General features: G+C 66.4%; 24 protein-coding genes. 6 read left to right on the top strand and 18 right to left on the bottom strand.

Going from position 1 to position 21,408, the window contains the following annotated elements:
* Positions 1–42: 42 nt before the first annotated feature.
* From ACOYJQ_RS04730 to ACOYJQ_RS04710, 5 genes are all read right to left on the bottom strand, one after another.
* A complete protein-coding gene (locus ACOYJQ_RS04730) occupies positions 43–615 on the bottom strand; it encodes a cob(I)yrinic acid a,c-diamide adenosyltransferase (protein WP_433456801.1) in 573 nt (190 codons plus the stop codon).
* A 133-nt stretch (positions 616–748) separates the two neighbouring features.
* Positions 749–940 carry a twin transmembrane helix small protein gene (locus tag ACOYJQ_RS04725; RefSeq protein ID WP_433456799.1) on the bottom strand — a complete coding sequence of 64 codons (192 nt, stop codon included), beginning with the start codon at positions 938–940 and terminating at the stop codon, positions 749–751.
* A 121-nt stretch (positions 941–1,061) separates the two neighbouring features.
* The gene (locus ACOYJQ_RS04720) at positions 1,062–3,524 is read right to left on the bottom strand and encodes a TIGR02302 family protein (RefSeq protein ID WP_433456797.1); all 2,463 of its coding nucleotides are present in this window, start codon (positions 3,522–3,524) and stop codon (positions 1,062–1,064) included.
* A gap of 104 nt (positions 3,525–3,628) precedes the next feature.
* Entirely contained in the window at positions 3,629–4,108 is a 480-nt protein-coding gene (locus ACOYJQ_RS04715; protein WP_433457184.1) for a tRNA (cytidine(34)-2'-O)-methyltransferase, read from the bottom strand.
* A gap of 11 nt (positions 4,109–4,119) precedes the next feature.
* Complete coding sequence (locus tag ACOYJQ_RS04710) at positions 4,120–5,985, bottom strand: ABC transporter ATP-binding protein (RefSeq protein ID WP_433456796.1); 1,866 nt, start codon at positions 5,983–5,985, stop codon at positions 4,120–4,122.
* A gap of 351 nt (positions 5,986–6,336) precedes the next feature.
* Here ACOYJQ_RS04710 and hemF point away from each other — a divergent pair, with 351 nt between their 5' ends.
* The gene (gene hemF / locus ACOYJQ_RS04705) at positions 6,337–7,236 is read left to right on the top strand and encodes an oxygen-dependent coproporphyrinogen oxidase (protein WP_433456794.1); all 900 of its coding nucleotides are present in this window, start codon (positions 6,337–6,339) and stop codon (positions 7,234–7,236) included.
* 47 nt (positions 7,237–7,283) lie between these two features.
* Here hemF and ACOYJQ_RS04700 read toward each other — a convergent pair whose 3' ends face one another.
* Positions 7,284–7,736, bottom strand: coding sequence for an Lrp/AsnC family transcriptional regulator (locus tag ACOYJQ_RS04700; RefSeq protein WP_433456793.1), 453 nt, complete (start codon positions 7,734–7,736; stop codon positions 7,284–7,286).
* A 129-nt stretch (positions 7,737–7,865) separates the two neighbouring features.
* On the opposite strand from ACOYJQ_RS04700, the gene ACOYJQ_RS04695 reads away from it, so the two are divergent.
* Positions 7,866–8,099, top strand: coding sequence for a PaaI family thioesterase (locus ACOYJQ_RS04695; protein WP_433456792.1), 234 nt, complete (start codon positions 7,866–7,868; stop codon positions 8,097–8,099).
* Positions 8,100–8,114: 15 nt separating this feature from the next.
* On the opposite strand, the gene lysA is transcribed toward ACOYJQ_RS04695, so the two are convergent.
* Together lysA and ACOYJQ_RS04685 are read right to left on the bottom strand one after the other, a co-directional pair.
* The gene (gene lysA, locus ACOYJQ_RS04690) at positions 8,115–9,389 is read right to left on the bottom strand and encodes a diaminopimelate decarboxylase (RefSeq protein ID WP_433456790.1); all 1,275 of its coding nucleotides are present in this window, start codon (positions 9,387–9,389) and stop codon (positions 8,115–8,117) included.
* Between the two features lie 44 nt (positions 9,390–9,433).
* Complete coding sequence (locus ACOYJQ_RS04685) at positions 9,434–9,691, bottom strand: hypothetical protein (RefSeq protein WP_433456789.1); 258 nt, start codon at positions 9,689–9,691, stop codon at positions 9,434–9,436.
* A gap of 275 nt (positions 9,692–9,966) precedes the next feature.
* Here ACOYJQ_RS04685 and tlpA point away from each other — a divergent pair, with 275 nt between their 5' ends.
* Entirely contained in the window at positions 9,967–10,605 is a 639-nt protein-coding gene (gene tlpA / locus ACOYJQ_RS04680; protein WP_433456788.1) for a thiol:disulfide interchange protein TlpA, read from the top strand.
* Between the two features lie 28 nt (positions 10,606–10,633).
* Here tlpA and grxD read toward each other — a convergent pair whose 3' ends face one another.
* From grxD to purC, 6 genes are all read right to left on the bottom strand, one after another.
* Complete coding sequence (gene grxD / locus ACOYJQ_RS04675) at positions 10,634–10,969, bottom strand: Grx4 family monothiol glutaredoxin (protein WP_433456786.1); 336 nt, start codon at positions 10,967–10,969, stop codon at positions 10,634–10,636.
* A 50-nt stretch (positions 10,970–11,019) separates the two neighbouring features.
* Positions 11,020–11,256, bottom strand: coding sequence for a BolA family protein (locus ACOYJQ_RS04670; RefSeq protein WP_433456784.1), 237 nt, complete (start codon positions 11,254–11,256; stop codon positions 11,020–11,022).
* Between the two features lie 29 nt (positions 11,257–11,285).
* Entirely contained in the window at positions 11,286–13,496 is a 2,211-nt protein-coding gene (purL, locus tag ACOYJQ_RS04665) for a phosphoribosylformylglycinamidine synthase subunit PurL (RefSeq protein ID WP_433456782.1), read from the bottom strand.
* A 78-nt stretch (positions 13,497–13,574) separates the two neighbouring features.
* A complete protein-coding gene (purQ, locus tag ACOYJQ_RS04660) occupies positions 13,575–14,258 on the bottom strand; it encodes a phosphoribosylformylglycinamidine synthase subunit PurQ (RefSeq protein WP_433456781.1) in 684 nt (227 codons plus the stop codon).
* A gap of 1 nt (position 14,259) precedes the next feature.
* Complete coding sequence (purS, locus tag ACOYJQ_RS04655) at positions 14,260–14,505, bottom strand: phosphoribosylformylglycinamidine synthase subunit PurS (RefSeq protein WP_433457183.1); 246 nt, start codon at positions 14,503–14,505, stop codon at positions 14,260–14,262.
* Between the two features lie 358 nt (positions 14,506–14,863).
* Complete coding sequence (gene purC / locus ACOYJQ_RS04650) at positions 14,864–15,661, bottom strand: phosphoribosylaminoimidazolesuccinocarboxamide synthase (protein WP_433456779.1); 798 nt, start codon at positions 15,659–15,661, stop codon at positions 14,864–14,866.
* Between the two features lie 393 nt (positions 15,662–16,054).
* On the opposite strand from purC, the gene ACOYJQ_RS04645 reads away from it, so the two are divergent.
* Positions 16,055–16,378, top strand: coding sequence for a DUF1476 domain-containing protein (locus tag ACOYJQ_RS04645; RefSeq protein ID WP_433456778.1), 324 nt, complete (start codon positions 16,055–16,057; stop codon positions 16,376–16,378).
* Positions 16,379–16,437: 59 nt separating this feature from the next.
* Here the strand turns inward: ACOYJQ_RS04645 and ACOYJQ_RS04640 are convergent, their stop codons facing one another.
* Positions 16,438–17,124, bottom strand: a complete 687-nt coding sequence (locus ACOYJQ_RS04640) for an alpha/beta hydrolase (protein WP_433456777.1) — start codon at positions 17,122–17,124, stop codon at positions 16,438–16,440.
* 51 nt (positions 17,125–17,175) lie between these two features.
* The gene (locus tag ACOYJQ_RS04635; protein ID WP_433456775.1) at positions 17,176–17,394 is read right to left on the bottom strand and encodes a YdcH family protein; all 219 of its coding nucleotides are present in this window, start codon (positions 17,392–17,394) and stop codon (positions 17,176–17,178) included.
* A 356-nt stretch (positions 17,395–17,750) separates the two neighbouring features.
* Between ACOYJQ_RS04635 and ACOYJQ_RS04630 the strand changes: the two genes are divergently transcribed.
* Positions 17,751–17,939 (top strand): YdcH family protein, encoded by a 189-nt coding sequence (locus ACOYJQ_RS04630; RefSeq protein WP_433456773.1) that lies wholly within the window; start codon positions 17,751–17,753, stop codon positions 17,937–17,939.
* On the opposite strand, the gene ACOYJQ_RS04625 is transcribed toward ACOYJQ_RS04630, so the two are convergent.
* Positions 17,932–18,108: a hypothetical protein gene (locus ACOYJQ_RS04625; RefSeq protein ID WP_433456772.1), complete on the bottom strand. Its 177-nt coding sequence runs from the start codon at positions 18,106–18,108 to the stop codon at positions 17,932–17,934. The two genes, ACOYJQ_RS04630 and ACOYJQ_RS04625, sit on opposite strands and share 8 nt — an antisense overlap.
* Positions 18,109–18,264: 156 nt before the next feature.
* On the opposite strand from ACOYJQ_RS04625, the gene ACOYJQ_RS04620 reads away from it, so the two are divergent.
* Complete coding sequence (locus ACOYJQ_RS04620) at positions 18,265–20,181, top strand: propionyl-CoA synthetase (RefSeq protein WP_433457182.1); 1,917 nt, start codon at positions 18,265–18,267, stop codon at positions 20,179–20,181.
* 252 nt (positions 20,182–20,433) lie between these two features.
* Here the strand turns inward: ACOYJQ_RS04620 and ACOYJQ_RS04615 are convergent, their stop codons facing one another.
* Positions 20,434–21,384, bottom strand: a complete 951-nt coding sequence (locus tag ACOYJQ_RS04615; protein WP_433456770.1) for an IS481 family transposase — start codon at positions 21,382–21,384, stop codon at positions 20,434–20,436.
* Positions 21,385–21,408: the final 24 nt, after the last annotated feature.

The following is a 21,408-nucleotide window of genomic DNA, read 5'->3' as shown; positions in this document are numbered from 1 at the left end:
TAGCGATGCGGATTTGCGGTTGTCAATCGTGATCTGCGGCCGTCAGCGGTTCGCGCCCGGACGCCACAGGACATCCTGCGCGCCGTTGCCGTTCGCGGCGCGTCCGAGCACGAAGAGCAGGTCGGACAGCCGGTTGAGATAGCGCACGACCGCCGGCGACACCTGCCCCGGTTCTTGCGCCGAGAGCGCGACCGCCACCCGCTCCGCCCGGCGACAGACAGTGCGCGCCAGATGCAGCGCCGCCGCCGCGGGCAAACCGCCCGGCAGCACGAAGGAGCGCAGCGGCGGGAGCGCGGCGTTGAACGCATCGATTTCCCGTTCGAGCCGCTCCACCTGCGCATTCACGATCCGCAGCGGCTCGAACGGCAACGGTTCCGGGCCTGCCGGGGTCGACAGGTCCGCGCCGAGATCGAACAGGTCGTTCTGCGCGCGCGCCAGCACCGCGTCGATCTCGCCGTCGGTATGAAGCCGCGCCAGGCCGATCGCCGCGTTCGTCTCGTCGACGACCCCCATCGCCTCGACGCGCAGATCGTGCTTGAAACGCCGCCCGCCACCGGTGAGGCCCGTGGTGCCGTCGTCGCCGGTGCGGGTGTAGATGCGATTGAGACGAACCATGATCGGACACCACCGTTACGACCGGAAGGACATTAAAGCGTTTTCAGGCAAAGGGGATACCGGTTTGCGTGAAGAAAACGCGCATAGTCGGAAGCCTGAGCATTTCGACGTTTCAGCGAAATGCCGAAATGCTTCAGCGCGATGCGATCAGCAGCACGAGCAGCACCACGACGACGGCCGCGAACTGGAACAGCACGCGCAACTGCATCAGCCGTTGCGAGCGCTCGGGACTGCCGCCGCGCATCAGGTTGATCAGGCCGAGCACGAGCACGACGGCAACGGCCCCCACCATGACCGACACAAGGATATAGCCGAGAGAGCCCATTCGCCTGCCTCCACCGCAACCAGAGCGCCCATCGATCAAGTGGCGTCATTCAATCGACGGAAATCGCTCGAAACCAATGACTTGCAGAGCATTTTCAGACATTGCGACATCGAAAGACGCTCTACTCGCGGCGCAGCAGACGCTCCAGATAATCACGCTCCGGCGCGGGGCGCGCGGGGTCGCCCAGCCGCCGGCGCAGTTCCTCCAGAATGCGGCGCGCACGCACGATGGCCGATTCGTCGGCGCCGGGCACGCGCGTATCGCCGTCCGACCAGCGGCGCTGTCCGGTCGCGCGGCCGAGCGGGTCCTGCTCGTTCCCGCCCGGTTGCCGCGCCCCCGGCTCGCCGCCCTCGCCCTGTTGCGCCTGCCTCATCTGCCGCGCGAGCCCCTGCGCGCCGTTCAGCAGCGCCTCCAGCGCGCGGCCCTGCGCATCCACCGCGCCCTCGCCGTCGCCTTCCGCCAGACGCTCCTGCGCATCGCGCATGGCGCGTCCGGCCGCGCCGAGACCCGGCTCCGCTTCCAGCCCCTGCCCCGCGAGGCCGCGTTGCAGACGTTCCAGCCGGTCGCGCAACGCCTGCTGACGGCCGGCGAGATCGCCCTCGCCGGTCCCTTCCGCCTCGCCGCCGCCTTCCGACGCCTCGCCGTTCTGCCGGTAGGTGTCGTCACGCAGGCGCTGCTGGTTGCGGATCATGTCGTCGAGCGAGCGCAGCGCCCGCCCCGCCTCGCCGGCCTGCGCCCCGGCCGAGGGGGCGCCCTGCGCCATCCGCATGTTGTTGAGGATGTCGTTGAGCTGCTGCAACAGCCTTTCAGCCCCGGCCATGTCGCCTTCGCGCGCCATGCGCTCCATGCGGTCGATCATGGCGGAGAGTTCTTCCGGCGTCACCGTCCGGCCCTGCGCGCCGTCGCGCGCCTGCGCCTGATCGCGATTACGGGCCTGATTACGCGCCATTTCGGCCAGATGCCGGTTCATCGCCTCGCGCAGCGCCTGTGAGAGACGGGCGATTTCGTCCGCCGAGGCATTGCGGTCGATCGCCTCCTGCAACGCCCGTTGAGCGGCGCGCAGGGCGCGTTCCGTATCCGCGGCGTCGCCGTCCTCGATCCGGAGCGCCATATTCCACAGAAAATCCGCCACCGCGACGAGATCCACGCCGCTCTCCGCGCCGGTCAGCATGCGATCCGCCGTCACCAGCCCGAGATAGACGCCGCTTTCGGGCGTGAAGACATCCGGCGCGATCGCCAGCGCGCGCAGCGCCAGCCGCACATCGCGCCAGTCGTGCGGCCGAAAGACGAGATTGCGCCGCTGCTCCACGAGCGCCTTCGCCAGCGGGTTGGCGAAGGCGCGCTGCGGCAGCTTCACCTCCAGCGCCTCGCTGCGCCCCTCCTGCCCGCCGCCGTCCCGCGCCACGAGCGTCAGCAGAACCGTCGCCCCGGCCCACGGATGCGCCGCCAGATCGGCGGTGGTGCGCAACTCCTGCTCCGCCTCGCCCGCGCGCGGCAGCGGCAGCGCGATGACGGGCGGCGGCACCAGCGCCTGCTCGGCATCCTCGCCCGGCAGCGATACCGCGCCTTGCGCGGAAACCACGCCGTGATCGTCGCCCGCGCGGAAAGCGATGGTGAGCCCGCCGCGCCGGGAAGCCTCCGGCGGCGCGGCGAAGGCGATGACGGGCGGCTTGTCCGGTATGGCGGCGATCGTCAGCACCGCCTGTCCCGCGCCGGTGTCGCGCGCCACAGCGCCCGGCCCTTCCACGGTATAGCGGCTCTCGCTGATGCCCTCGCCCGCCGGCTGCGCCGCGGGCCGGGCGGCAAGGCCGCCGGAGACGGCCACGTCCCGCATCGCGCCGCCGGCCGAGCGCAGCACCAGCACGCTGCCGGCGGGCGCCGAAACCTCCCGCGTCCCCACGCGCGTGAGATCGAGCATGACGGGCGGCAGGCGCGTATAGGCGGGCGGGTCGATCCACCCGTCGACGCGCGCGGCGGCGCCGTCGGCCGCCGCCTGCCCGCGCCAGTCGAAGGCCAGCGCCAGCCGCCGGCCCCGTTCGGGCCCCGCGATGAAGGCCGCCGCCACCAGCGCCACGACCAGCGCCCCGCGCAGGCCGAAATGATCGTATTCCGCCGTCAGCGGGCGCGGCAGCCGCGCGCGCAGCCGCGCCACCGCTTCCGCCGCCCGGCGCTGGTGCAGCGCCCACAGGGCGCGGCTCGCGGGATCGTGCGCACCGAGCGCCTGCGCGTCGGACAGCGCGCTCGCGGGATCGGCCAGACTCGCCGGCCCTGCGGCATCGGCATCGCGGTCGAGCACCCGCAGCGCCGCGCGCCGCGACGGATAACGCACGGCAAGGGCGGGAATCGTGGCGACGATGAACGCCAGCGCGAAAACGATCGTGCCGGCCATGCGCCCGCTCGCGGGCAGCAACGACCATAAGCCCAGCCACGACACGACGACGAACGCGCCCGCGACACCCAGCGGCCACCACAGGCGCGGCCAGACGCGCTCCCAGAACAGCGCCCGGCGCGTGCCCCGCACGGCGCGCTCCAGCCGCTCGCCGGCCTGACGCACCTTCATTTCTTGCCCTGAGGGGCCGCTCACCGGCGTGATCCTCGTTCTACCGCTTTACGCATCCGTCCATCAACCAAGGTTAGCACGCTCCGCTCGCCCGCGCACGCGTGCGAACGTATTTGTGAGCAGCAAATTCATCCGTCCGCGGCCTGCCCGGCCGGGAAGCCGCCCAGTTGCCGCAGCGCCTCGCCGAGCAGCATGGCGGCGCTCACCGCCACGTTGACGGAACGCAGGCCGGGACGGATCGGCACGACGACGCGCGCATCGGCGGCGGCATGCACTTCCGCCGGCACCCCCGCCGATTCCCGCCCCACCATGACGATATCGCCGGGCCGGAACACGAACGCCGTGTAGGGCACGCTGGCGCGCGTCGTCGCCAGCACGAGGCGGCCGCCCGCCGCCGCGCGCCATTCCTCGAAGCGTCGCCAGGAATCGTGGCGGCCGATGGCCACCTCGTCCAGATAATCCATGCCGGCGCGGCGAAACGCGCGGTCCGAGACGGGAAAGCCCGCCGGCTCGATGATCTCCGCCGCCACGCCGAGGCAGGCGCACAGCCGCAGCATCGTGCCGGCGTTCTGCGGAATATCCGGCTGGTAGAGCGCCAGCCGCAACACGGGCGCACCGCTCATTCGCCCGCCAGCGAAACGCGATCGGCATCCGGCCGGTCGACGCCGAGGAACCCGCCCGACTGGCGCCGCCACAGGCCGGCATAGATGCCGCCCCTGCGCACCAGTTCGTCGTGGGTGCCGGTTTCCACGATCGCGCCGCGCTCCATGACGACGAGCCTGTCCATGCGCGCGATGGTCGACAGGCGGTGAGCGATGGCGATCACGGTCTTGCCGGCCATCATCGTTTCAAGCTCTTCCTGAATGGCGGCCTCGACCTCCGAATCGAGCGCCGAGGTGGCTTCGTCCAGCACGAGCACCGGCGCGTCCTTCAGCAGCACGCGCGCGATGGCGATGCGCTGGCGCTGGCCGCCGGAGAGCTTCACCCCGCGCTCGCCGACATGGGCGTCGAGCCCCCGTCGCCCGTAGGGATCGACGAGATCCGGCACGAAGCCGTCGGCGTGCACCTGCCGCACCGCCTCCCAGATCGCCTCCTCGCCCGCGCCGGGACGGCCGTAGCGGATGTTGTCGCGCACCGAGCGATGCAGCAGGGAGGTATCCTGCGTCACCACGCCGATGGCGCCGCGCAGGCTCTCCTGCGTCACCTCCGCGATATCCTGCCCGTCGATGAGAATGCGCCCGCCCTGCAAATCGTGGAAGCGCAGCAGCAGGTTGACCAGCGTCGACTTGCCCGCGCCCGAGCGCCCCACGAGGCCGATGCGCTCGCCCGCGCGAATCCTCAGCGTCAGATCCTCGATGACGCCCGACTCGCGGCCGTAATGGAAGCGCACCTGTTCGAAGGACACTTCCCCGCGCGTGACCCGGAGCGGCTTAGCCCCCGGCCTGTCGACGACCGCATGCGGCCTGGAAAGCGTCTCCATGCCCTCCTGCACGATGCCGACATTCTCGAAGATGCCCGTCACCACCCACATGATCCAGCCGGACATGTTGTAGATGCGGATCGCCAGCCCCGACGAGAAGGCGATGGCGCCCACCGTCACGCTGCCCTGCGTCCACAACCACACGGCGAGGCCGGCGGTCGCGCCGATCAGAAGACAGTTCAGCACGGAGACGGTCGCCGACATGGCGGTGACGAGGCGCGTCTGTTTCTGCGTCGCCGAGACGTTCTCGCCGATGCTGTCGCGGATGTAGGCGTCCTCGCGCTCGGCATGGGCGAACAGCTTGACCGTCATGATGTTGGTGTAGCCGTCGACCACGCGGCCGCTCAGGGTGGAGCGCGCGTTGGAGACTTCCCTGGCGCTGTCGCGAATGCGCGGCACGAACCAGAAGAGCGTGACCGTGTAAAGCGCGATCCAGACCGCCAGCGGCACCGCGAGACGCCAGTCGGCTTCCGCGAACAGCACGATCGCCCCGCCGGCGTAAATGATGACGAACCACAGCGAGCCGAACACCTCGACCGACGATTCACGCAGCGCCATGCCCGTCTGGATGACGCGCGCCGAGAGCCGCCCCGCGAAATCGTTCTGGAAGAAGTCGAGGCTCTGGCGGATGAGGTAGCGATGCGACTGCCAGCGGATCAGGGCCGGAAAGGACGGCAGCAGCGACTGGCGCATGATCATGTCGTGCAGCACGTTGGCGAGCGGGCGCACCAGCAGCACCAGAAACGCCATGAACAGGAACGTGCCGCCGTGCTCCGCGAACAGGCGGTCCGGCGCCGTCGTGCCGAGCAGATCGACGATCTCGCCGAGATAGCCGAACATCAGCACCTCGAGGCCGGCCGCGACGCCGCCCGAAACGACGAGCGCCGCGAAGACCGGCCATACCTGACGCAGGAAATGCCAATAGAACGCCAGCAGCGTCGTCGGCGGGCGCTCGATCGGGACTTCGCGGAACGGATCGATTCTGGTCTCGAACCAGCGGAACATGATCGTCTCCTGTCGCGGCGCACCGCCTCGTCGCCGGATTCCGCAAAACGGGAATCGCCGCAGCACCGCCCCGAAGGCGGGAGCATGCCATATACCCGAATATCGCATCCGATGCGCGAGAAATGCCGTCATCCGACCATCCCGACCCGGACCCGATCCATGGTCGCTCGCAGCCTTTAGACCGCTTGTCCGTTTCACCGAAGCGGACAAACGATCTAACTCTTTGATTTTGAGCGAATCCTTATCGATGGAATGATTCCGTTCGATCGGAAAACGCTCTAGCCGCGCGGGATGCGATGGCGTATCAGGCGTGCGTCGTCATACACTTTGCATCTGCAAAAAGGATTCATCATGGCTGCGCCGGTCGATCTCGACGATCTCAAGGCAAGCGCCGCGCAATGGTTCTCGACCCTGCGCGACCGCATCTGCGCCGATTTCGAAGCGCTGGAGGACGAGGCGGCCGGGCCTTTCTTTCCCGGCGCGGACCGGCCCGGCCGCTTCGTCCGCGAGCCGTGGGCGCGTGACGGCGCAACGGGTGGCGCAACGGGTGGCGGTGGCGTGATGTCGCTGATGCACGGGCGCGTGCTGGAAAAGGTGGGCGTACACGTTTCCACCGTGTTCGGCGAGTTCTCGCCGGAGTTCCGCACGCAGATTCCGGGTGCGCAGGACGACCCGCGCTTCTGGGCCTCGGGCATCTCCCTCATCGCCCATCCGTGGAATCCGAACGTGCCGACCGTGCACATGAACACGCGCCTCGTCGTCACCACGAAGGCGTGGTTCGGCGGCGGCGCGGACCTCACGCCCATGCTGGCGAGACGGCGCACGCAGGACGACCCGGACAGCGTCCGCTTCCATGCCGCCATGCGGGAGGCCTGCGCGGCGCACGCGGCTGTTGCGCCCTACGAGGAATACCGCGCCTGGTGCGACCGCTATTTCCATCTGCCGCACCGCAACGAGCCGCGCGGCATCGGCGGCATCTTCTACGACCATCACTGGTCAGGCGACAGCGCAGCCGATTTCGCCTTCACGCAGGCCGTGGGCGAGGCGTTCCGCGCCGTCTATCCGGCCATCGCGCGCGCCAATCTCGCGACGCCTTGGACCGATGAGGACGTGTTCGAGCAGGAGGTGCGGCGCGGCCGCTACGCCGAGTTCAACCTTCTGCACGACCGCGGCACGATCTTCGGCCTGAAGACCGGCGGCAACGTCAAATCCATCCTGTCATCGCTGCCGCCCCGCGTGCGGTGGCCATAGGGCGCGCCGCCCGCGCATTCCGCCCGCATGGCGTGACGATATCCGCGTCAGAGCGGAAAGGGCCGCTCCTGGATGACATCCTTCATCACGAGGGTGGACGTGAGACGCTGCACGCTCGGCAGCGCTGACAGCCGACGGTCATAAAGTTGCTGAAACGCCGTCAGGTCCCGGCAAATGACGTGCAGCATATAGTCGGGATCACCGAAGAGTCTTTGGGCGCGAACAACCTCCGGCACATCGGAAACCGCCGCCTCGAACGCCAGCACACTCGCGCGGTCGCCCTCCCGGAGCGTCGCGAACACAATCGCGGAGAAATTGAGCCCCACGCGAACCGGGTCCACGTGAGCCCGGTAGTGGCTGATGACGCCCGCCTGTTCCAGCGCCCGGAGGCGTCGCTGGCATGGCGAGAGGCTTAATCCGACGCGTTCGGCCAACTGTGTGACCGTAAGACGCCCGTCAGACTGAAGCTCGGCAAGAATCTTGCGGTCAATCCGGTCCATGCGTGAGCATATTTGCCTGAAATGCGGCGGCATGGCAAGCTTTCGGAAGCACTTTCCTTTTCCCGAAGGATATGAATGGAGCAAGCGGGCTCATCCATCCACGTTGCAATATTTCCGCTCGCAGGCTGCATGACGGGCTTCACCCTGTTCCCGGAAGACAGCTCGGTCCTGACGGTCGAGTTCAAGCTGAACCTGCTGAACCCGGCGCAGGGCGATTTCGTCGAGGCTGTCGGGCGCGTCGTCAAAGGCGGACGAACGCTGACCGTCTGTCAGCTCGACGTGTTTTCGTCGACGGTGGGCAAACGGTTACAGGTCGCGGTCGGCCAGCAGACGCTCATCTGCGTGCAGAAGCGCGAACGATAAGCGGGGCCGCCGCCCCTATTTTTCCGCCAGCCAGTCCGGCACGCGGTCGAGACCGACGAGGTCGTCATAGGTCTGGCGCGGACGCACCACCGCCGCACGCGCGCCGCTGACCAGCACTTCCGGGATCAGCAGGCGGCTGTTGTAGGTGCTGGACTGCGTGGCGCCGTAAGCGCCGGCCGTCATCACCGCCAGCAGATCGCCGGGCCGGACAGCGGGAAGCGCGCGTTGCAGCGCCAGATAGTCGCCGCTCTCGCACACCGGCCCCACGACGTCGGCGACGATGCGCGGCGTCTCCGCCGCAGGCTCCCGCACCGGCTTCACGGCATGATAGGCTTCGTAGAGCGTGGGGCGGATGAGGTCGTTCATGCCCGCGTCGACGATGACGAAGGTGCGCCCCTCGCCCTGCTTCACGTAGATGACCTGCGTCACCAGAATGCCGGCGTTGCCGACGATCATGCGCCCGACCTCGAACACCAGCTTGAGCCCGAGGCCGCGCGTGTGGCGCTTGACGATATCCGCGTAGGCCGAGGGCAGCGGCGGCGGTTCCGCATCCTCGTCATAGGGAATGCCGAGCCCGCCGCCGAGATCGACATGATCGAGCTTGTGGCCCTGCGCGAGAAGATCGCGCGCCAGCTCGACGATCAGCGCCGTGGCGTTGTCGAAGGGGGCGAGGTCCGTGATCTGACTGCCGATGTGCATGTCGACGCCGGTGATGGCGATGCCCGGCAGCGCGGCGGCGCGCGCGTAGACGGCCCGCGCATGCGACAGCGGAATGCCGAACTTGTTTTCCGACTTGCCCGTGGAGATCTTGGCGTGCGTCAGCGCATCCACATCCGGGTTGACGCGCACGGAAACGGGCGCGCGCGCGCCCTTCGACACCGCCACCTCGGACAGCGCCTCAAGCTCGGGCTCCGATTCGACGTTGAAGCACAGGATGCCGGCGTCGAGAGCCGCCGCCATTTCCGCCCGCGTCTTGGCGACGCCCGAAAAGACGATGCGCTCGCCCGGCACACCCGCCGCGAGCGCGCGGCGCAACTCGCCCTCCGAGACGATATCGACGCCCGCGCCCTGCCGGGCGAGCGTAGCGATCACCGCCTGGTTGGAATTGGCCTTGACGGCGAAGCACACCAGCGCCGGCACGTCGGAGAACGCCTCCGCGAACACCCGGTAATGGCGCTCGATGGTGGCCGTGGAATAGCAGTAGAACGGCGTGCCGACCGTCCCCGCGAGCGCCGTCAGATCGACGTCTTCCGCCCGCATGAGGCCGCCGGCATAGGAAAAATGATGCATGATGTCGCCCGGAATGAAATCAACAACGTGAAACGGAACGGCGGTCAAAGCAGCGGATCGAGGACGAATTTTTCATCCGGCACGACATAGCCGCGGATCACCTTTTGCCCCTCGCGGCCGGAGCTCTGGACGCGCACCCCCGAATCGCGCACGCGCGGATCGTTGGGATCGACGGGATATTCCAGCCCGCCGCGCCGGCCGCAACCGGCCGCGGCCGCGCAGAGGGCGACGGCGAGGCAAAGGCGGAACACCGTCCCGCGGGAGGATACTGGGCCAAATCGGCGCATGGGTGAACGTTGCACGGGCTAACCTCCATGAAGCGGGCGCACCATAGCAGCTTGCGTCCGATTTGATGATCAAATTGAGCGCGAGTTGCGGAAAACGGCGTGAATGGGTAAGTTTCGCGTGACTGTTCGACCCCGTTCCGCATGTCCGCGCCTGCCTGCGGCAACCGATCACGCACATGCGTCCGGGAAGGCGGTTGAGATCGCCGCGCAATCGCTTACCTTGTGCCCGTCCGCCGCTCCCGCCTCGTCGGGGCGGAAAACGCATCGTCCAAGCCTGTCCGGGATTCAGCATGGGTATTTCATTTCGGGGCCTGTCGTCCCGACGCATTGTCATCGCCGTTGCGCTCGGGCTCGTCGCTGGCGTCGTGGGCCTGCGCGCCTTCAACGGCGGCGGCCCCTCGGGCGGTTCCTGCCCCGCGTCGGACGCGGCGCTCGCGCGCCTCAAGCCGCTGGCGACCGGCGAAGTCGCCGCCCTTCAGGTCGAGAATCGCGCCAGCCCGCTCGCCGAACTCGCCTTTCTCTCTCCCGAAGGCAAGCCGCTGTCGCTCTCGGACTTCAGGGGTCGCACGGTGCTGCTCAATCTGTGGGCGACATGGTGCGTGCCCTGCCGGGCGGAAATGCCGGCCCTCGACGCGCTTCAGGAAAAACTCGGCGGCGAGAATTTCGAGGTCATCGCCGTCAACATCGACACCCGCAACCCCGACAACGCCCTGCAATGGCTGAAGGACAACGGCATCGCCCGCCTCGCCCCCTACAGCGATCCGAAAGCGAAGATATTTCAGACCTTACGCGCGGATGGCAAGGCGTTCGGCATGCCCACCACCGTGCTGGTCGACAGGAACGGCTGCGCATTGGGCCATCTCGCCGGCGCGGCGGAATGGGCCTCCGACGACGCGGTGGCGCTCGTCAGGGCGGCCATCGGCGGCTGAAACCGCCGATGCGCCCGAGCGCGGCCGATCATTCGGCCGCCGTCACCGCGATCCCGTGCCCGGCAAGTATCTTCTGCAACTCGCCTTCCTGAAACAGCTCGCGCACGATGTCGCAGCCGCCAACGAACTCGCCCTTGATGTAAAGCTGCGGAATCGTCGGCCAGTTGGCATATTCCTTGATGCCCTGGCGCAGGTCGTCGCTTTCCAGCACGTTGACGCCCTTGTAGGGCACCCCGACATAATCGAGGATCTTCACCACCTGCCCGGAAAACCCGCACATGGGGAAATCCGGCGTGCCCTTCATGAAGAGCACGACGTCGTTGGACTTGACCTCGTTGTCGATGAACGCAAGTACGTCGGACATGATCGAAACTTTCCTGTAAGGCGCGAACGGCGCAAACGGTTGGCTTGCCGTCAATCCTGCTGTGTTCCGGTGGTGAGCGCAAGGGCGTGCAGCACGCCGCCCATGCGCCCCTCCAGTGCGGCATAGACACGCTGGTGCTGCTGCACGCGGCTCAGGCCCGCGAAGGAGGGCGAGATCACCGTCGCGGCATAATGATCGCCGTCACCGGCCAGATCGCGGATCTCCACGACAGCATCGGGAATGGCCGCCTTGATGAGGGCCTCGATTTCCGCTGCTTCCATCGCCATTGCAAAATCCCTCTGTCGTCAATACGTTATTATGGCTTGCTCATGTAGTTCTGAAGCCATTCCTCGTGCCGGCCACGCAGGTCTTCAACCGATATGGCGCCTTCGCCGGCGATCTGCAACAGGCCGTCGCCCGTGGTCGCGCCGAGACGGGCGAGCGGCACGCCGGCGGTCTGCGCGGCCGCCGTCACGGCGGCGACATCCGCTTCCGCCAGCGTCAGCACATAGCGCGCCTGATCCTCGCCGAACCAGAAGGCGTGCGCTGCCGCACCCGCCGGCACGGCGGCAAGCGCCGCTCCGATGCCGGAAGCGATCGCCATTTCCGCCACCGCCACCAGCAGGCCGCCGTCGGATACGTCATGCGCGGCGGTCAGACGCCCCTCGAGGATAAGCGCGCGCACGAAATCGCCGTTGCGCCGCTCGGCGGCGAGATCGACGGGCGGCGGCGCGCCCTCCTCGCGGCCGAGGATCTCGCGCAGATAGATCGACTGCCCGAGCCAGCCGGCCGTTTCGCCCACGAGCAGGATCGCCTCGCCGGCGTGCTTGAAGGCGAGCGTGGCATGCACGGCGACATCGTCCAGGAGCCCCACGCCGCCGATGGTCGGGGTGGGCAGGATGGAGCGCCCCTGCGTCTCGTTGTAGAGCGAGACATTGCCCGAGACGATGGGAAAATCGAGCGCCGCGCAAGCATCCGCGATGCCGCGCAGGCAGCCGACGAACTGGCCCATCACGTCCGGCTTGCCGGGGTTGCCGAAATTCAGATTATCGGTGACTGCCAAAGGCTTGCCACCGACGGCGGTGATATTGCGCCAGCATTCGGCCACCGCCTGCCGGCCGCCCGCGACCGGATCGGCCTCGCAGTAGCGCGGCGTCACGTCGGTGGTGAGCGCCAGCCCCTTCGGCCCGTCGCCGACGCGCACGATGGCGGCGTCGCCGCCGGGAACCTGCACCGTGTTGCCGAGGATGAGGTGGTCGTACTGCTCCCACACCCAGCGCTTCGAGGCAAGGTCGGGCGCGCCGATCAGCCGCCGAAGCGCCTCCAGGCTGGATACGGGGGCGGAAACCGTCGCCGGATCGAGCACGGGCTGCGGCACCGGCTCGTTCCACGGCCGGTCGTAGAGCGGCGCCCTGTCGCCCAGTTCGCGGATCGGCAGGTCGGCCTTCACCTCGCCGCCATGGCGCACGACGAAGCGCTGCGTATCCGTGGTGCGGCCGACAATGGCGAAGTCGAGCCCCCACTTGCGGAAAACCGCCTCGGCCTCCGCCTGCCGCGCGGGGTCGAGCACCATGAGCATGCGTTCCTGGCTTTCGGAAAGCATCATCTCATAGGCCGTCATGCCCTCCTCGCGGCAGGGAACGGCGTCGAGATCGAGCTCGATGCCGAGCCCGCCCTTGGCGCCCATCTCCACGGCGGAACTCGTCAGCCCCGCCGCGCCCATGTCCTGAATGGCGATGACCGCGCCGGTCTGCATCAGTTCCAGACAGGCTTCGAGCAGCAATTTTTCGGCGAAGGGATCGCCTACCTGCACGGTGGGGCGCTTTTCTTCCGAGTTTTCATCGAATTCGGCCGAGGCCATCGTCGCGCCGTGGATGCCGTCGCGCCCCGTCTTGGAGCCCAGATAGACGATGGGGTTGCCGACGCCCGCCGCCGCCGAATAAAAGATGCCGTCCGTGCGGGCGATGCCGACCGCCATGGCGTTGACGAGAATGTTGCCGTCGTAGCGGGTGTGGAAACCGACCGAGCCTGCCACCGTCGGCACGCCGAAGGAATTGCCGTAGCCGCCGATGCCCGCCACCACACCCGCGACGAGATGGCGCGTGCGCGGATGCTCGGGTGCGCCGAAACGCAGCGCGTTGAGCGCCGCGACAGGCCGCGCGCCCATGGTGAACACGTCGCGCAGAATGCCGCCCACACCCGTCGCCGCGCCCTGATAGGGCTCGATGAAGGACGGATGATTATGGCTCTCCATCTTGAACACGCAGGCGAGCCCGTCGCCGATGTCGATCACGCCGGCATTCTCGCCCGGCCCCTGAATCACCCACGGCGCTTTGGTCGGCAGACCCCGCAAATGGATGCGCGACGACTTGTAGGAGCAATGCTCGTTCCACATCGCGGAAACGATGCCGAGCTCCGTGAACGTCGGCTCGCGGCCGACAAGCTCCCTGAAACGCTCGTATTCGTCCGGGGTCAGGCCGTGCTCGGCGACAAGCTCAGGGGTGATGGCAGGCTCTTGGACGGTCATCGGAGGCTCACATTGGAACGCCGCGATTATCGCGACTTTTCAAAATGTTGAAAGAGATCGCTCATAAAGCGGATGATATTATGCCGCGAGCAGGCTCGCAAACAGCCCGCGCCCGTCCGTGCCGCCGACGAGATCGTCGATCAGGTTTTCGGGATGCGGCATCATGCCCAGCACATTGAGCTTTTCGGAATAGATGCCGGCGATGTTGTTCAGCGACCCGTTCGGATTGGCCGGCGCCGTCACCGCGCCGGTGCGGTCGGCGTAGCGGAAGGCGACGCGCCCCTCGCCCTCGATCCGCGCCAGGGTTTCGGCATCGGCGACGAAATTGCCCTCGCCGTGCGCGATGGCCACGTCGATGGCCTGCCCCTGCGCGTACCGGCGCGTGAAGGCGGTGTCGTTGCGCTCCACGCGCAGGAACTGGCGGCGGCAGATGAAGCCGAGCCCCGCGTTGCGCATCAGCACGCCGGGCAGCAGGCCGGATTCGCACAGGATCTGGAAACCGTTGCAGATGCCGAGCACCAGCCCGCCCGCGCCCGCGTGGGCGCGCACGGCGTCCATCACCGGCGCGCGCGCGGCGATGGCGCCGCAGCGCAGGTAATCGCCATAGGAGAAGCCGCCCGGCAGCACGGCGAGATCGGTGCCGGCCGGCAGGGCGCTGTCGGCGTGCCAGACGCGGACGACATCCGCGCCGGCCTGCGCCAGCGCTTGCGCCACGTCGCCGTCGCGGTTGGAACCGGGAAAGATGATGACGGCGGCCTTCATGTCAGGCGTCCACGAATGCGATGCTGTAGTTCTCGATCACGGTATTGGCGAGCAGCTTCTCGCATGCCTCGCCGAGCAGCGCCCTCGCCCGCTCCGGATCCGCCTCCGCGAGCGCGATGTCGAACACCTTGCCCTGCCGGACGCCGGCGATGCCCGCGATCCCGAGCGAGGCCAGCGCGCCCTCGATCGCCTTGCCCTGCGGATCGAGAACGCCGTTCCTGAGCGTCACCGTCACGCGCGCCTTCAGGGCGTGTTCGGGGGCGGTCTGTTCTGCGGCGGTCATGAATGCTTTGCTCCCTCTCGGACGTGCGGGCCGAACGCGCCCCTATCGCCCCTGCCGATACGACACTTGATGCGGACGGGGGCTCCGGGCCCCCGCTCCAGGCTGCGCGGGATCGCCGCCGTTATAGCGTTTCCAGGCGAAGCAGATACCGCTTTGAGCGAAGAAAACGCGCTAAATCAATAAGACAGAGAATGTCGGCGTTTCAATGAAATGCCGACATTCTCCAGAGCAGTTCGCGTTCAGGTCGATCGATTTGAACGCAAGTTGCGGTAAGATACGGAATTCAGAGCGGCATGACGATTCCGTTTGAATGCACGCCGCTCTATTCCACGAGGCGCGGCGTCTCGCTGCGGGCGGGGTTCTCGCTCTCACCGAGAATGCCGAGCCGGCGCGCCACTTCCGAATAAGCCTCGACCAGCCCGCCCATGTCGCGGCGGAAACGGTCCTTGTCGAGCTTGTCGGCGGATTTCACGTCCCACAGCCGGCAGGAATCGGGCGAGATCTCGTCGGCGACGACGATGCGCATCATGTCGCCTTCCCACAGGCGGCCGGTTTCCATCTTGAAATCCACGAGACGGATGCCGATGCCGAGGAAAAGGCCGGTGAGGAAGTCGTTGACGCGGATGGCAAGCGCCATGATGTCGTCGATTTCCTGGGGCGTCGCCCAGCCGAAGGCCGTAATGTGCTCTTCCGAGACCATCGGGTCGTTCAGCGCGTCGTTCTTGTAATAGAACTCGATGATCGAGCGGGGCAACTGGGTGCCCTCCTCGATGCCGAGGCGCGTCGACAGCGAGCCCGCGGCGACGTTGCGCACCACGACTTCCAGCGGGATGATCTCCACCTCGCGGATCAACTGCTCGCGCATGTTCAGACGCCTGATGAAGTGCGTCGGCACGCCGATGTCGTTGAGCTTCGTGAAGATGTACTCGGAAATGCGGTTGTTCAGCACTCCCTTGCCATCGATCACCTCATGCTTCTTGGCATTGAAGGCGGTCGCGTCGTCCTTGAAGTGCTGAATGAGGGTTCCCGGCTCCGGCCCTTCATAGAGGACCTTTGCCTTACCCTCGTAAATACGACGGCGGCGATTCATCGGCGTATACCGTATCTTGAGGAAATCCATAGGGTGCCGTGGCTCCGAACTAGACGATCCGCGGCTCGAACAGGCGGAAAAGATCGATCGGACGCTTCCGATGCCGGACAAGCGGCTTCCCGCCCGTTTGCAACGTAGCCGATCACGCGCCAAAGCACAATGGCGGCCGGCGAGCCTGCGGTCCTCGCCCGTCCGCGCCCTGACGCATCCGGCATGATCATTATAACTTATCGTGGTTAACGGCAAGGCCCGGAAATCCCGGCCCCGAAATCCCGGCCCCGAAATCCCCCGCCGGGGCGTCCGTCACATACCCGTCAGGACAAGGCGACGCGCTTCCTGCAACCGAAATTACACTGGCCTTCAACGGCACGGCACATTATATCGATTGCATCCGCTGGGATGCATCTACGGGGAGCACGACCGATGACCACGTTTAATGATCGTCAGAAGGCAGAAGAGGCCAAGTTCGCCATCGACGAGGAACTCCGCTTCAAGGCCGTCGCCCGCCGCAACAAGCTGCTCGGCCTCTGGGCGGCGGAGAAGCTCGGCAAGGCCGGCGCGCAGGCCGACGAATACGCCCGCACCGTCGTGCTGTCCGACTTCGAGGAACCCGGCGACGAGGACGTGTTCCGCAAGATTCGCGCCGATTTCGATGCGGCCGGCATCGAGCAGTCCGATCACCAGATTCGCCGCGAGATGGAGGCGCTGCTGGTGCGCGCCCATGCCGAGGTCCGCGGCGGCGCGTAATCGTCCGGCGGATTTTCTCCCCTCCCGGCCCGCCGGGAGGGACATGCGGCGTCAACCGTTCAGCGCGGCGCAGGCTCGGGAAACGGCAGCCCGAAGGACGACGCCAGAAACAGGCCGCCGTGGCGCAGGCCGCCACCGTCGATGCCGTGGCCGATGCGCGGCGAAAGATGCCACTCGACGCCCGTTCCATCCTTGGCGAGCTGCTCCATGGAGAAGAACAGCCCCTCCACGGGGATCACCTCGTCGGCTTCACCGTGAACGAGAAGAATCGGCGGCGTCGCGGCCGGGCGCGGAGCGGAATCCCGCCCGCCGGCCGGCGGCACCACCAGAATGCCCGAGTAACCGACGATCGCGGCCGGCGTCGTGCGGCGGCGCAATCCGACATGCAGCGCCATCATCGTGCCCTGGCTGAAGCCGACCAGCGCCAGCCGGTCGCCTGAAAGTCCCTGCCGCTCGAGTTCCGCGTCGAGAAACGCCTCAAGCCCCGGCGCGGCATGGTTGACGCCGCGCCAACGCTCGTCCGGGTCGCGGAACGTCAGCGCGAACCATTGCCTGCCGAACCCGGAGGCGGGGCATGGTTCCGGCGCATGGGGAGCGACGAAGGCGGCGTCAGGCAACCACTGCTGCCATTCCCGGCCGATGCCGATCAGATCGTCGCCGTTGGCGCCGTATCCGTGCAGGAAAACGACGAGTTGCCGCGCCCTGCCCGACCGCGCGGCAAGGCGCGGCCCGTCGATGATTGCCATTGAAGTTCCCCCGATTGTGCCGGCCGCTTGCGGACGGCGGCGGCGCGCCCGTCAGGCAATGATGTCGGGCGTCAGCCGGTCCTCAACGTAGGCGATGCGATCCTTCAGCGCCAGCTTGCGTCGCTTCAGGCGCTGCACCTGAAGTTGCACCGCAGCCCCCTCGCCCTCCAGCGCCACGATGCGCGCATCGAGTTCCCGGTGCTCGATGCGCAGCCGCTCGAGTTCGCCGGCCAACATCGCGCGTTCCTCAGTATCCAGATCGAATGCCATCGCCGCCCCGGCACCCCAACATCAGACCGAAAAGCATGCCCGCCTCCCGGAGCCATCCGATGCGATAACGAACGGGCACAACGGCCGCCCGATCGTGCTCCCGATCCGCCGCGCTGTCCCCGGATTGCCTTTTCACGCCGCACCTTATGCGAGGAAACCTCGCGACCGCAAGCCTTCTTTGGCAAGGCTCCATCCCGCCGGCGGCGATACAGCGATCACGCTATAGCCGGATCCGGGCAAGATCCGGGCCAACACCGCCGCGTCGCTTTATTTTCGCGCCGGCTACGAATCGCGTTTGACGTTCCGCAGTTTTATGCCAGACTGGTGACATCGGTAATCGATGTGGAGGTTATTCGATGTCTCTTGAAGGTCATCTCGTCGAGTTGGAACGCCGTCATCAGGCTATAGAACGTGAGATCAAGACGTATCTCGCCCGCCCTTCCTCCAATAGCGAACAAATCATCGAACTCAAACGCCGAAAACTCCAGCTCAAGGATGAAATCGAGCGCCTTCATTCCCAAAAGGCCAGGCGGAAGCTTAACTGAACAGGAGTGAATTTTCTGAATCGGGATCGATATTGAAAACAGCCCTGTACCCGCCGCTTCCGGCGGCGCGGTTCAGGGCGGGCTCCGCCGTTGCGGCCCGAATGTTGCGTTTTTCCTGCGGCAGTCGACCAAAGTTGTAATAGTTTGCGACTTGCGCGATATTTTTCATCCTCCTACCCTCCGCTGACAGCGTCCCGGCCGGCGACTGGACTTGGCTGTTCGGTGGACTTGCCATTCGGCTTGACCGCCGGCCGCATCGGAAACGCAAGCAGGGAGGAAAGCCGTGAGCACTCAGAATACCACATCGCCATCCGACGCCGCCGGCGTGCATGCGGGCGAGGTTGCGAACAGCGCTTATTCCGAAGTCTACGCGCGCTGGCAGGCCGACCCGGAAGCGTTCTGGGGCGAGGCTGCCGGGGCCGTGAGCTGGGTGCGGGCGCCCTCGCGCATCTTCGATCCCGGCGAAGGCGTCTACGGCCGCTGGTTTCCCGATGCGACGCTGAACGCAAGCTATAACGCCGTCGACCGCCATGTCGAGGCGGGGCGCGGATCGCAACCCGCCATCATCTACGACAGCCCGGTCGCGGACGCGAAACGGGTGATATCCTACAGCGGCCTGCAAAGCGAGGTGCAGACGCTCGCGGCGGTCCTCACGGATCTCGGCGTCAGGCAGGGCGACCGTGTGGTCATCTACATGCCGATGATTCCCGAGGCGGTGATCGGCATGCTGGCCGTGGCGCGGCTTGGCGCCATTCACTCGGTGGTGTTCGGCGGCTTCGCCGCGCCCGAGCTCGCGCAGCGTATCGACGACACCGAACCCAAGGCCATCCTCACCGCCTCGTGCGGTCTCGAGCCGTCGCGCGTGGTCGCCTACAAGCCGTTGCTCGACGAGGCCCTTCGGCTTGCCGGCGTCAACCCCGCCTGCCTCGTGTTCCAGCGTCCCCAGGTGCGGGCCGAGCTGGTGGAAGGGCGCGATCACGACTGGGCGGCGCGCGTGGAAGAGGCCCGCGCGGCCGGCCGCTCCATGGCGCCCGTGCCCGTCAAGGCGACCGATCCGCTTTACATCCTCTATACCTCCGGCACCACCGGCAAGCCCAAGGGCGTCGTGCGCGACACCGGCGGCTATCTCGTGGCGCTGTCGTGGACGATGAAGAATCTCTACGGTATCAAGCCGGGCGAGGTGTTCTGGACGGCGTCGGACATCGGCTGGGTGGTCGGCCACAGCTATATCGTCTACGGCCCGCTGATCAACGGCAGCACCACGCTCATCTATGAGGGCAAGCCCGTCGGCACGCCGGATGCCGGCGCCTTCTGGCGCGTGATCGGCGAATACGGCGTTTCGGCGCTGTTCACCGCGCCCACCGCCTTGCGGGCCATCCGCAAGGAGGACCCTGCCAGCACGCTGCTGCCGCCCTACGACATATCGACGCTGCGCACGCTGTTTCTGGCCGGCGAGCGCGCCGATCCCGACACCGTGAACTGGGCGCGCGACACGCTGAAGATTCCGGTGATCGATCACTGGTGGCAGACGGAAACCGGCTGGGCGATCACGGGCAACCCGGTCGGCGTCGGCCTGTTGCCGGTCAAGGCCGGATCGTCGACCGTGCCGATGCCCGGCTATGACGTGCGCATCGTCGACGAGAGCAACAAGGACGTGCCGGCCGAGACGATGGGCTCCATCGTCATCCGCCTGCCCTTGCCGCCCGGCTGCCTGCCCACCCTGTGGCGCAACGACGAGCGTTTTCGCGAGGGTTATCTGAGCGAGTTCCCCGGCGCATACAAGACTTCGGACGCCGGCTTCAAGGACAAGGACGGCTACATCTTCATCATGGGCCGCACGGACGACATCATCAACGTCGCCGGGCACCGCCTGTCCACGGGCGGCATGGAGGAAGTGCTGTCGAACCATCCGGCGGTGGCGGAATGCGCGGTCATCGGCATCGCCGATGCGCTCAAGGGCGAGGTGCCGTGCGGCTTCGTGGTGCTCAAGAGCGGCGTCACGGACAATCCCGCCGACATCGAGAAGGACCTGATCGCGCGCGTGCGCGAACAGATCGGCCCGGTGGCGGCGTTCCGCCTCGCGATCACCGTCGGGCGGCTGCCGAAAACCCGCTCCGGCAAGATCCTGCGCGGCACCATGAAGAAGATCGCCGATGGCGAAACGTGGTCGCTTCCGGCGACGATCGAGGACCCGCAGTCGCTCGAGGAAATCGCCGAGGCGCTGAAAAGCCGCGGTCTCTAGGGCATCGTGCAGAAAAGTGGATACCACTTTTCGTCGACAAAGATGCGTTAAATCAAAAAGTTGGAGCGTCAGTTCTGATTCTGTCAGAACTGACGCTCCAGAGCAGTTTGCGTTCAAATCGATCCATCGAATTGAACGCAAGTTGCGGTAAAATATGGAACTTAGAGCGGGATGGCGATTCAACCTGATCGCATCCCGCTCTTAAGAGCAGTTTGCATTCAATTCGATGGATCGACCTGAACGCAAACTGCTTTAAGTGTTTAGTCCCTGCATTTTGTGGCTCGGGTTCAGAATGAATCTCTCCGGCTCGATTGTCCATCGCTTGCAGATGAATTCGTAAGGGGTGAGGCCTTTGAGGGTCTTGAGCCTTCGGGCGAAATTACAGGCATCGATGAAGTCGGTGAGGTGCCTTCGCAGTTGATCGTGATCGTCATAGTGGAAGCGCTTGACGGTGGCGTCCTTGATGGTTCGGTTCATCCGTTCCACTTGGCCGTTCGTCCAGGGATGATTGATCTTGGTGAGCCTGTGTTCGATGCCGTTCTCGTCGCAGACGCGATCGAAGATGTGGTGGAAGGCGTATTTGTGACGGGCATGGTTGGTGAACTGGATACCGTTATCGGTGAGCACCGTGTGGATGGTGTAAGGAACCGCTGCGATGAGGTTGCGCAGGAACTGAGCCGCGACCATCTTGCTCGCCTCCTGGTGGAGTTCGGCGTAGGCGAACTTTGAAGTGCGGTCGATGGCCACGAACAGGCGCAGCTTACCTTCAGCTGTCTGGACCTCAGCAATGTCGATGTGAAAATAGCCGATCGGATAGCTTTTGAACTTCTTCTTCGCCGGTTTGTCGCCTTCGATCTCTGGAAGCCGGCTGATTCCATGCCGTTGCAGGCAGCGATGCAGGGAAGACCGTGTCAAGTGCGGGATCGTCGCCTGAAGCGCGTAGAGGCAGTCATCGAGCGGCAGCAGGGTATGACGCCGGAAGGCGACAATGATCGCCTCCTCCTCGGGTGACAGCACGGTGGAATGCGGCTCCTTCGGCCCTGTCGGCAGATCGGCCGTCGAGCTCCGCTTCTTCCACTTCGCTACAGTCTTCTGGTTGATCCCGTAGCGCTTGGCCAGAGCCCTCAGGCTCTCTTGACTATTCTGTATTGCTCGACGGACCGCCTCTGTCGTTCGGGCGCTCCCGTGCAGAATTTGTCCCATAGCGCATCCTTCCATTGATGGCTA

The organism is Pseudochelatococcus sp. (assembly GCF_050946405.1).
GTDB lineage: Bacteria > Pseudomonadota > Alphaproteobacteria > Rhizobiales > Beijerinckiaceae > Pseudochelatococcus.
Note: the sequence above shows the minus strand (reverse complement) of the source record. Positions and strands in the feature narration are given on the sequence as shown.

What these genes read in the sequence shown, in the direction of transcription:
- lysA (WP_433456790.1), bottom strand. Translation starts at nt 9,389, where the DNA reads ATGCATCATTTTTCCTATGCCGGCGGCCTCATGCGGGCGGAAGACGTC.
- ACOYJQ_RS04645 (WP_433456778.1), top strand. Translation starts at nt 16,055, where the DNA reads ATGACCACGTTTAATGATCGTCAGAAGGCAGAAGAGGCCAAGTTCGCC.
- ACOYJQ_RS04695 (WP_433456792.1), top strand. Translation starts at nt 7,866, where the DNA reads ATGACGGGCTTCACCCTGTTCCCGGAAGACAGCTCGGTCCTGACGGTC.
- ACOYJQ_RS04635 (WP_433456775.1), bottom strand. Translation starts at nt 17,394, where the DNA reads ATGGCATTCGATCTGGATACTGAGGAACGCGCGATGTTGGCCGGCGAA.
- ACOYJQ_RS04670 (WP_433456784.1), bottom strand. Translation starts at nt 11,256, where the DNA reads ATGGCGATGGAAGCAGCGGAAATCGAGGCCCTCATCAAGGCGGCCATT.
- grxD (WP_433456786.1), bottom strand. Translation starts at nt 10,969, where the DNA reads ATGTCCGACGTACTTGCGTTCATCGACAACGAGGTCAAGTCCAACGAC.
- ACOYJQ_RS04625 (WP_433456772.1), bottom strand. Translation starts at nt 18,108, where the DNA reads ATGAAAAATATCGCGCAAGTCGCAAACTATTACAACTTTGGTCGACTG.
- ACOYJQ_RS04710 (WP_433456796.1), bottom strand. Translation starts at nt 5,985, where the DNA reads ATGTTCCGCTGGTTCGAGACCAGAATCGATCCGTTCCGCGAAGTCCCG.
- ACOYJQ_RS04700 (WP_433456793.1), bottom strand. Translation starts at nt 7,736, where the DNA reads ATGGACCGGATTGACCGCAAGATTCTTGCCGAGCTTCAGTCTGACGGG.
- purQ (WP_433456781.1), bottom strand. Translation starts at nt 14,258, where the DNA reads ATGAAGGCCGCCGTCATCATCTTTCCCGGTTCCAACCGCGACGGCGAC.
- tlpA (WP_433456788.1), top strand. Translation starts at nt 9,967, where the DNA reads ATGGGTATTTCATTTCGGGGCCTGTCGTCCCGACGCATTGTCATCGCC.
- hemF (WP_433456794.1), top strand. Translation starts at nt 6,337, where the DNA reads ATGGCTGCGCCGGTCGATCTCGACGATCTCAAGGCAAGCGCCGCGCAA.
- purC (WP_433456779.1), bottom strand. Translation starts at nt 15,661, where the DNA reads ATGGATTTCCTCAAGATACGGTATACGCCGATGAATCGCCGCCGTCGT.
- ACOYJQ_RS04725 (WP_433456799.1), bottom strand. Translation starts at nt 940, where the DNA reads ATGGGCTCTCTCGGCTATATCCTTGTGTCGGTCATGGTGGGGGCCGTT.
- ACOYJQ_RS04615 (WP_433456770.1), bottom strand. Translation starts at nt 21,384, where the DNA reads ATGGGACAAATTCTGCACGGGAGCGCCCGAACGACAGAGGCGGTCCGT.
- ACOYJQ_RS04730 (WP_433456801.1), bottom strand. Translation starts at nt 615, where the DNA reads ATGGTTCGTCTCAATCGCATCTACACCCGCACCGGCGACGACGGCACC.
- ACOYJQ_RS04640 (WP_433456777.1), bottom strand. Translation starts at nt 17,124, where the DNA reads ATGGCAATCATCGACGGGCCGCGCCTTGCCGCGCGGTCGGGCAGGGCG.
- ACOYJQ_RS04630 (WP_433456773.1), top strand. Translation starts at nt 17,751, where the DNA reads ATGTCTCTTGAAGGTCATCTCGTCGAGTTGGAACGCCGTCATCAGGCT.
- purL (WP_433456782.1), bottom strand. Translation starts at nt 13,496, where the DNA reads ATGACCGTCCAAGAGCCTGCCATCACCCCTGAGCTTGTCGCCGAGCAC.